The organism is Lysobacter zhanggongensis (genome assembly GCF_046638635.1).
Taxonomy (GTDB): Bacteria; Pseudomonadota; Gammaproteobacteria; order Xanthomonadales; family Xanthomonadaceae; genus Novilysobacter; species Novilysobacter luteus.
Genome location: NZ_JBJXHK010000084.1, coordinates 1 through 8,370, shown reverse-complemented (window position 1 = coordinate 8,370; position 8,370 = coordinate 1). Strand labels below are relative to the sequence as shown.

Below are 8,370 nucleotides of genomic sequence, written 5' to 3'. Positions count from 1 at the left end.
GCGGGTATCCATCGCGCCAGCCTAGCGATGCGCGCCGGCGATGTCGCCGGGCGTGCGGTGCGCTGCACTAGACTTCGTCCGCCCTCACCGCGCCTGAGCCGATGAAACCGCCCGCCACGCCCCCCGCCCGCCCCGCCGCCCTGGTCGGCTGGCGCCTGCTCGCGCTGTTCTACGACCTGTGGCCGGTGCTGGCGGTGTGGATGGTCGCCGGTGCCGTGTTCGCGTTCGGCTACACCCTCGCAGGCCACGATCCGCACGAGAACATCGCCCCCTTCAGCCCGCTGCAGTTCGCGCTGTGGGGGGTGTGCTGGCTGCTCGCCGGCGCCTACGCCACGGTCAGCTGGCGCCGCGGCGGCCAGACCATCGGCATGCGGCCATGGCGGCTGCACTTGGCCGGGGCGGACGGTACGAGGCCGTCGTGGCGCGCGCTCTGGGTCCGCTATGCGGTGGGCACGGTGTCGCTGCTGGCGGCCGGGCTGGGGTTCTGGTGGGCGTGGATCGACCGCGATGGCCTGGCGTGGCATGACCGCGCCAGCGGGACGCGGCTGCGGCGGGCGCCGAAGGCTGGGCGGTAGCCCGGGCGGGCCGGAACGGGCAATCCCCAGGCGTCGGCTCGGGATGCTTCGGATAGGAGCGACGTAAGTCGCGATGCGTAGGNGAACGGGCAATCCCCAGGCGTCGGCTCGGGATGCTTCGGATAGGAGCGACGTAAGTCGCGATGCGTAGGTCCCGGAATCTCGGCGGGTCGCGACTTACGTCGCTCCTACATCGTCGGGGGTTGTAGGAGCGGCTTCAGCCGCGATCCGGCAAACAATGCGGGCGAACCATCCCACGATCGCGGCTGAAGCCGCTCCTGCGACCGCGCCGGCGCGCGGCGATCAGCCGGAGCGCTTGCGGAACAGGAATACCGACACCGCCACCATCACGACGGTCGGCAATGCATAGGCAAGCCGGAAGTCGAAGTTGAACGCGCTGGCCATTTTCACGAACTGCGTCTGCAGCAGCCAGAAGCCGAGCGCGAACACAATGCCGATGAACAGCCGTTTGCCCAGGCCACCGCTGCGCAGGCTGCCGAACGCGAACGGGATCGCGGCCAGGCACAACGCGAGCACGTTGAGCGGGTAGAACCAGCGCCCCCAGTAGTGCTCCTCGTACTCGCCGGCGTCCAGCCCGTTGCGACGCCGATACTGGATCGCGCTGCGCAGCTCGGTCGCGCTCAGGTAGCGCGGCCGGTCGACATCGGCGCTCAGCGCGGTGGCGTCCAGCTGCGACTCCCAGCGCTCCTCGGCGACCGTCTCGCGCGATACCGAGTCCTCGGCGAACGTCGTCCGGGTCACGTCGCGCAGCAACCAGCCGCCCGGCCGGTGCTCGGCGACGGCGACGCGCGCCAGCGACTGCAGTCGGCCGTCGTCCTCGAACTCGTACAGCCGCACGTCGTGCAGTTCCAGCCAGCGGTCGTTGCCATCGACGCGCTCCTCGCCGCCCTCGGCATTGAGGATGACGTCGCCCTCGCGGGCCCACACACCCGAGTACTGAGCCACGATCAGGTCGTCGGACCGCGACGACGCCTTCAGCGCGTCGGCCCGGCGCTGGCCCCACGGGCCGAGCGTCTCGCCGTTGACCACCATCAGCGCGGTCAGCAGGGTCAGGGCTGCCACGACGGTCAAGGTCAGGCGCCGGCGCGACAGGCCGATCGCCCGCAGCGCGGTCAGCTCGGAAGTGGCCGCCAGTTGCCCGAGCGCCATCAAAGAGCCGATCACCGCCGCGGTCGGGAACAGGTAATGCCCACGCCGCGGCACCGTATAGAGCGTATGGACTATGGCTTCCATCGCCCCGTAGCGGCCGTCGCCGATGTCGCCGAACTCGCCGACCAGTGCCAGCATCACGTCCAGGCCGAGCAGCACCGCCCACGTCAGCACCACCGTGGCCAGCACGACCTTGCCCAGGTAGAGGTCGTGGATCTTCGGGAACGGCATCATCGCGCGGCCCCCGCGGTGGCCGGGCGGCGGCCGCGCAACGGCCGGCGCATCCTGCCGTCGGTGAAGTACAGCCACAGCGCGAACACCAGCAGCGGAAGCACCAGCCACCACAGGCCCAGCGCCGGCGCGATCCGTCCGGTCTCCAGCCAGTCACGCCCCATCAGCGCCATCTGGATACCCACCAGGTAGGCCAGGAAACCCATCATCACGCGCCCGTAGCGGGCCTGCCGCGGCGTGCTGCGGGCCAGCGGCACCGCCATCAGGCCGAACGCCAGGGTCAGGAACGGCGGCGCGAGCCGGAAATGCAGCTGCGCCTTCGCCTCCGGCCGCGGGTCGCCCAGCAACCGGGTGGTCGGCATCATTTCGGGGTCGTTGGGGTCGTAGCGCTCCTCGCCGGCCGGCAGGCGCACCTCGTTGGTGGCGTAGCGCATCAGGCGGTAGTCCAGCCCGTCATCGGCCGGACCCTCGACCTGGAATCCGTCCGCCAGCTCCAGGTAGCGCTCGCCCTCGGCATCGACGCTGAGGGCGCCGGCGTTGGCCGTGGTCACGTCGAGCCGGTCGTCCGAGCGACGGTAGATGAACACCCGGCGGAACTGGCTGCCGTCGGCCGACATCGCGCCCACGTAGACCACGCCGCCACCGGGGAGCTCGGTGAAACTGCCCGGCTCAAGCCCGGACACCACGAGGTTGCGGTTGGCCTCGTTGATCATCTTCCGCGAGATCCCCTCGGCCATCGGCCCCAGCCACAGCGAGCACGCGCCGACCACCAGCACCACCGGCACCACCAGCATCAGCACCGGCTTGAGCAGGCGTGTCGGGCCGACGCCGCTGGCGGCGATCACCGGCATCTCCGAGTCGCGGTACAACCGGCCGACGCCGAGCATCATCCCCAGCATCAGGGCCAGCGGCAGGATCAGCGGCAGCCAGTTCAGCAGAACCAGGCCGAGCTGCGACAGCATCAGGCCCGCCGGCAGCCGGCCGGAGGCGATGTCCTTGAGCACGTCGGTGATCACGCCCCCGACGCTGACGATCAGCAGCACCACCAGCGCGGCGAAGGTCGATTGGGCGAATTCGCTGAGCAGGTATCGGTCGAGCTTGAGCATCGGCGGCCTGGGGTCGGGGGGGCACGAAGGCCCACGGTGGACGGGGGTGGTTCTAGACAGCGTGTTCTGCAGGGTGCCGGGGCCAGGCGCCGGGCGGCGTCGACCCCGGCGGAATTCGGAAACCGGGAGGGGTTGCTTTAGACTCGTGGCCTTGTCCGGACGCGGCCAGCGGCACTGTGCCACGTCACGACGATGCCCCGGCGGGTCCGTCCGTCGCCCCGACCTCGGGGCGCCGCGCGGCGGCATTGTCGCTTGGTTTGCCGGTTTTCGCTGGCGTGCATCGCGTTGGGCGTCGGACATTCCTCCCACTTCCCCCCGGAATCTGTTTCATGGCACTCGAATTCGAACTGAACCGCAACGACGCCGCCACCACCGAGGCGGACTGCATCGTCGTCGGCGCGTTCTCCGACAACACCCTCACCGCGACCGGCCAAGCGCTGGATCGCGCCAGCGGCGGCCGCATCGGCAAGCTGCTCGAGCGGGGGGACGTCGGCGGCAAGACCGGCCGGACCGCCCTGCTGCACGACCTGGACGGCGTGACCGCGCCCCGCGTGCTGGTGGTCGGGCTGGGCGAGGCGGGCAAGTTCGGTGTCGCCCAGTACCTCAAGGCCGTCGGTGACGCCGCCCGCGCGCTCAAGACGGGTCCGGTCGGGCATGCGCTGCTGACCCTCACCGAGGTCGCGGTGGCCGGCCGCGACGCCGCCTGGGCGATCCGCCAGGCCGTCATCACCGCCGACCACGCCAGTTACCGCTACACCGCCACGCTGGGCGACAAGAGCCGCAAGAAGGCCGAGGAACCCGGCCTGCGCAAGCTGTCGGTGCAGGCCAGCGGCGACGGCGCCGAGGCCGCGCTGGCGCAGGGCCAGGCGATTGCCGCGGGCGTCCAGTTCGCCCGCGAGCTCGGCAACCTGCCGCCCAACATCTGCAACCCGGGTTACCTGGCCGCGCAGGCGCAGGAGTTCGCCGGCCGCTTCGACAACACCAGCTGTGAAGTGCTCGACGTCGCCGCGATGGAGAAGCTCGGCATGGGCGCGCTGCTCGCGGTCGGTCGCGGCTCGGCCAATCCGCCCCGGCTGATCGCGCTGAAGTACAACGGTGCCGCCGAGGGCGAGCGCCCGTACGTGCTGGTCGGCAAGGGCATCACCTTCGACACCGGCGGCATCAACCTGAAGACCCAGGGCGGGATCGAGGAGATGAAGTTCGACATGTGCGGTGCCGCCACCGTGATGGGCACGTTCGTGTCGGCGGTCGGCATGAAGCTGCCGCTCAACCTGGTGGTGGTGGTGCCGGCGGTCGAGAACATGCCCGACGCCGATGCGTACCGCCCGTCCGACGTGCTCACCAGCATGTCCGGCCAGACCATCGAAGTGGGCAATACCGACGCCGAGGGCCGCCTGATCCTGTGCGACGCGCTGACCTGGTCGCAGAAGTTCAAGCCCGCCGCGCTGGTCGACGTCGCCACCCTCACCGGTGCCTGCATGGTCGCGCTGGGCAAGTACGCCTCGGGCCTGATGAGCAAGGACGACGACCTGGCCGACGAACTGCTGGCCGCCGGCGAGGAGGTGTTCGACCGCGCCTGGCGCCTGCCGCTGTGGGACGAGTACCAGAGCATGATCGAGTCCACCTACGCCGACATCTACAACGTCGGCGGCCGCTGGGGCGGCGCGATCACCGCCGGCTGCTTCCTGTCGCGCTTCACCGAGGGCCAGCGCTGGGCGCACCTGGACATCGCCGGCAGCGGCAGCGACGAGGGCAAGCGTGGCATGGCCACCGGCCGCCCGGTCGGTTTGCTGAGCCAGTGGCTGCTGGACCGGTCGGCGAAGTAAGCCGCCGGTCCCCCATGCAGGCCGATTTCTACCTGGTCAAGAAGGAGCGGTTCCGCGAGGAGCCGCTCCTGCTCGTATGCGAGCTGGCCAAGAAGGCCCACGCGCGCGGCCTGCCGATGCTGGTGCTGGCGCGCGACGCCGCCCAGGCCGAGCGGCTGGACGACCTGCTGTGGTCGTTCGAACCGGACGCCTTCATCCCGCACCAGATCGCCGGTGAGGACGTGGAGGAGGAAGAGGCCGACGTGCTGATCGCCCCGCCCGAGGTCGACGCCCCGTTGCGCGCGCTCGTGCTCAACCTGCGCGACGCGGCGGTGGAAGGCACGTTCCAGCGCGTGCTCGAGGTGGTGCCGGCCGACGACTCCGCCCGCGAGCCGCTGCGCGAGCGCTGGAAGCAGTACAAGGCGCGCGGCTTCGAGCTCAAAGCGCACGACATGTGACCGACCGGCGGCCCGGCCGCCGACCCAAGGCAAGACCATGACCGACACCCTCGCTCCGTCCTACGACCCCACCGAGTTCGAAACCCGCCTGTACCAGCAGTGGGAGTCCAGCGGCGTGTTCAAGCCCAGCGGCAAGGGTGAGCCATACACGGTGCTGCTGCCGCCGCCCAACGTCACCGGCACCCTGCACATGGGCCACGCGTTCCAGCACACGCTGATGGACGCGCTGGTGCGCTACCACCGCATGCGCGGCTTCGACACCCTGTGGCAGATGGGCAGCGACCACGCCGGCATCGCCACCGAGATGGTGGTCGCGCGCAACCTCGCGCTGGAAGGCAACGGCGAAACCCGCGATTCGCTCGGCCGCGAGGGCTTCATCGGCAAGGTGTGGGACTGGAAGCGGCACTCCGGCGACACCATCGAGCGCCAGATGCGCCGGCTCGGCACCTCCGGCGACTGGTCGCGCAGCGTGTTCACGATGGACCCGATGGCCGCCGAGGCGGTGGTCGAGGCGTTCGTCCGCCTGCACGAGCAGGGCTTGATCTATCGGGGTCAAAGGCTGGTCAACTGGGACCCGGTGCTGAAGACCGCGATCTCCGACCTCGAAGTGGTCAACGAGGAGGAGGACGGCTTCCTGTGGTCGATCCGCTATCCGCTCAGCGACGGCAGCGGCTCGCTGGTGGTCGCGACCACGCGTCCGGAGACGATGCTCGGCGACAGCGCGGTGATGGTGCACCCCGACGACGAGCGCTACGCATCGCTGGTCGGCAGGACGGTGACCCTGCCCCTGACTGGCCGCGAGATCCCGGTCATCGCCGACGCCTACGTCGACCGCGAGTTCGGCACCGGCGTGGTCAAGGTGACCCCGGCGCACGACTTCAACGACTACCAGGTCGGCCAGCGCCACGCGCTGCCACTGATCAACATCTTCACCCCCGACGCGACCGTCAACGACGTCGCCCCGGAGCAGTACCGCGGGCTGGACCGCTACGAAGCGCGCAAGGCGGTGCTCGCCGACCTGGAGGCGCAGGACCTGCTGGTCGAAACGAAAGCGCACAAGCTGCAGGTCCCGCGCGGCGACCGCACCGGCCAGGCGATCGAGCCGTACCTGACCGACCAGTGGTTCGTGAAGATGGACGGGCTGGCCAAGCGCGGCATGGAACTGGTCGAGTGCGGCGACGTCCGGTTCGTCCCGGCCAACTGGATCAACACCTACCGCCACTGGATGGAGAACATCCAGGACTGGTGCATCAGCCGGCAGCTGTGGTGGGGCCATCGGATCCCGGCGTGGTACGACGAGGCCGGGCGCATCTACGTCGGCCGCGACGAAGCCGAGGTCCGCGCCAAGCACGCGCTCGGCGCCGACGTCTCGCTGTCGCGGGACAACGACGTGCTGGAGACCTGGTTCAGTGCGCAGCTGTGGCCGTTCAGCACGATGGGCTGGCCGAACCCGGAACGGATGGCCGAGCGCGGCTTCGACCGGTTCGTGCCGTCTTCGGTGCTGGTGACCGGGTTCGACATCATCTTCTTCTGGGTCGCACGGATGATCATGGCGACCGACCACTTCACCGGGCAGGTGCCGTTCCGCGACGTCTACATCACCGGGTTGGTGCGCGACTCCCACGGACAGAAGATGTCCAAGTCCAAGGGCAACGTGCTCGACCCGCTGGACCTGATCGACGGCATCTCGGCCGACGCGCTGGTCGCCAAGCGCACCACCGGGCTGATGAACCCGAAGACCGCACCGAAGATCGAGAAGGCCACGCGCAGGGAATTCCCCGAGGGCATCCCGGCGTTCGGCGCCGATGCGCTGCGCTTCACGATGGCCGCGCTGGCCGGCCCCGGCCGCGACATCAAGTTCGACCTCGGCCGCGCCGAGGGCTACAAGAACTTCTGCAACAAGCTGTGGAACGCGACCCGCTTCGTGCTGATGAACACCGAAGGCGCGCGCTTCGACGGCCTGCCGCAGCCGGTGACCGACGCGGAGCGCTGGATCCTCGCGCGGCTGGACGCGACCGCCGCGGAAGCCGCGCAGCACTTCGCCGCGTACCGCTTCGACCTGCTGGCGCAGTCGCTGTACGAGTTCGCCTGGAACGACTTCTGCGACTGGTTCGTCGAGCTGGCCAAGCCGGCGCTCAACGGCGGTGACGAAGCGGCGGCGTCGAGCACGCGCCACACCCTGCTGCACGTCCTCGAGCGCCTGCTGTCGCTGCTGCACCCACTGGTGCCGTTCGTGACCGAGGCGCTGTGGCAGCAGGTCGCGCCACGGCTGGGCATCGACGGCGACACCATCATGCTGCGGCCGTACCCGCAGGGCGGCGACATCGACGACGCCGGCCACGCGGACGCCGGTGCAGACGTCGAATGGCTCAAGGCGATGGTCACCGCGCTGCGCCGCGTGCGCAGCGAGCTCAACGTCGCGCCCGCGCGGCAGGTCACGCTGCTGCTGGCCGACGCCAGCGCGCGCGACCGCGCCCTCACCGGCCGCTTCGAGACATCGCTCCGTTTCCTCACCCGGCTGGAGCGGATCGACTTCATCGACGACGCCGCCAGCGCACCGGCAGCGGCGGCCGCGGTGGTCGGCGAGCTCAAGCTGCTGGTCCCGCTGGAAGGCCTGGTCGACCTGGGGGCCGAGCGCACCCGTCTGGACAAGGAACTGAAGAAGGTCGACGGGGAGATCGCCAAGTCACAGGGCAAGCTCGCCAGCGACACCTTCGTCAGCAATGCGCCGGCGGCAGTGGTCGAGCAGGAGCGCAAGCGCCTGGCCGACTGGAACCTGCAGCGCGAGGCGCTGGCCGCCCAGCGGGCCAAGCTGGGCTGATCGCTACCCCTCCGGCAGCAACTCCAGCGCCATCACCACCGCGTCCTCGCGACCGTTGCGGGCCGGGTAATAGCGCGGGCGCCGGCCGATCTCGTTGAACCCCTCGGTCTCGTACAGCGCGATCGCGCCCGGGTTGCTCGGGCGCACTTCCAGGAACACACGCTCGGCGCGGCGCGCGCGCGCCAGCCGCAGCAGCGCGCGCAG

7 protein-coding genes are annotated in these 8,370 nt (G+C 70.1%); 4 read left to right on the top strand and 3 right to left on the bottom strand.

The window, feature by feature from the left end:
- The first annotated feature begins 101 nt into the window (after positions 1–101).
- The gene (locus tag ACKVMH_RS11435) at positions 102–575 is read left to right on the top strand and encodes an RDD family protein (RefSeq protein ID WP_215218775.1); all 474 of its coding nucleotides are present in this window, start codon (positions 102–104) and stop codon (positions 573–575) included.
- A gap of 303 nt (positions 576–878) precedes the next feature.
- On the opposite strand, the gene lptG is transcribed toward ACKVMH_RS11435, so the two are convergent.
- Positions 879–1,979, bottom strand: a complete 1,101-nt coding sequence (gene lptG, locus ACKVMH_RS11430; protein WP_412700380.1) for an LPS export ABC transporter permease LptG — start codon at positions 1,977–1,979, stop codon at positions 879–881.
- Positions 1,976–3,082 (bottom strand): LPS export ABC transporter permease LptF, encoded by a 1,107-nt coding sequence (lptF, locus tag ACKVMH_RS11425; RefSeq protein ID WP_412700379.1) that lies wholly within the window; start codon positions 3,080–3,082, stop codon positions 1,976–1,978. Before lptF ends, lptG begins: the two co-directional genes overlap by 4 nt.
- Before the next feature lie 329 nt (positions 3,083–3,411).
- Here lptF and ACKVMH_RS11420 point away from each other — a divergent pair, with 329 nt between their 5' ends.
- From ACKVMH_RS11420 to ACKVMH_RS11410, 3 genes are read left to right on the top strand one after another with little or no spacing between them, the layout of a single operon-like run.
- Positions 3,412–4,908, top strand: coding sequence for a leucyl aminopeptidase (locus ACKVMH_RS11420; protein ID WP_412700378.1), 1,497 nt, complete (start codon positions 3,412–3,414; stop codon positions 4,906–4,908).
- A 14-nt stretch (positions 4,909–4,922) separates the two neighbouring features.
- Complete coding sequence (locus ACKVMH_RS11415) at positions 4,923–5,345, top strand: DNA polymerase III subunit chi (RefSeq protein WP_215218779.1); 423 nt, start codon at positions 4,923–4,925, stop codon at positions 5,343–5,345.
- Positions 5,346–5,382: 37 nt separating this feature from the next.
- Positions 5,383–8,166 (top strand): valine--tRNA ligase, encoded by a 2,784-nt coding sequence (locus tag ACKVMH_RS11410; RefSeq protein ID WP_412700377.1) that lies wholly within the window; start codon positions 5,383–5,385, stop codon positions 8,164–8,166.
- Positions 8,167–8,169: 3 nt separating this feature from the next.
- Here the strand turns inward: ACKVMH_RS11410 and ACKVMH_RS11405 are convergent.
- Positions 8,170–8,370, bottom strand: a 201-nt coding sequence (locus ACKVMH_RS11405) for a GNAT family N-acetyltransferase (RefSeq protein WP_412700376.1), incomplete at its 5' end; no start/stop codon positions are given.

Excerpts from the sequence above, each read along its gene's own strand:
- ACKVMH_RS11435 (WP_215218775.1), top strand. The coding sequence starts at position 102 with ATGAAACCGCCCGCCACGCCCCCCGCCCGCCCCGCCGCCCTGGTCGGC.
- lptG (WP_412700380.1), bottom strand. The coding sequence starts at position 1,979 with ATGATGCCGTTCCCGAAGATCCACGACCTCTACCTGGGCAAGGTCGTG.
- lptF (WP_412700379.1), bottom strand. The coding sequence starts at position 3,082 with ATGCTCAAGCTCGACCGATACCTGCTCAGCGAATTCGCCCAATCGACC.
- ACKVMH_RS11420 (WP_412700378.1), top strand. The coding sequence starts at position 3,412 with ATGGCACTCGAATTCGAACTGAACCGCAACGACGCCGCCACCACCGAG.
- ACKVMH_RS11415 (WP_215218779.1), top strand. The coding sequence starts at position 4,923 with ATGCAGGCCGATTTCTACCTGGTCAAGAAGGAGCGGTTCCGCGAGGAG.
- ACKVMH_RS11410 (WP_412700377.1), top strand. The coding sequence starts at position 5,383 with ATGACCGACACCCTCGCTCCGTCCTACGACCCCACCGAGTTCGAAACC.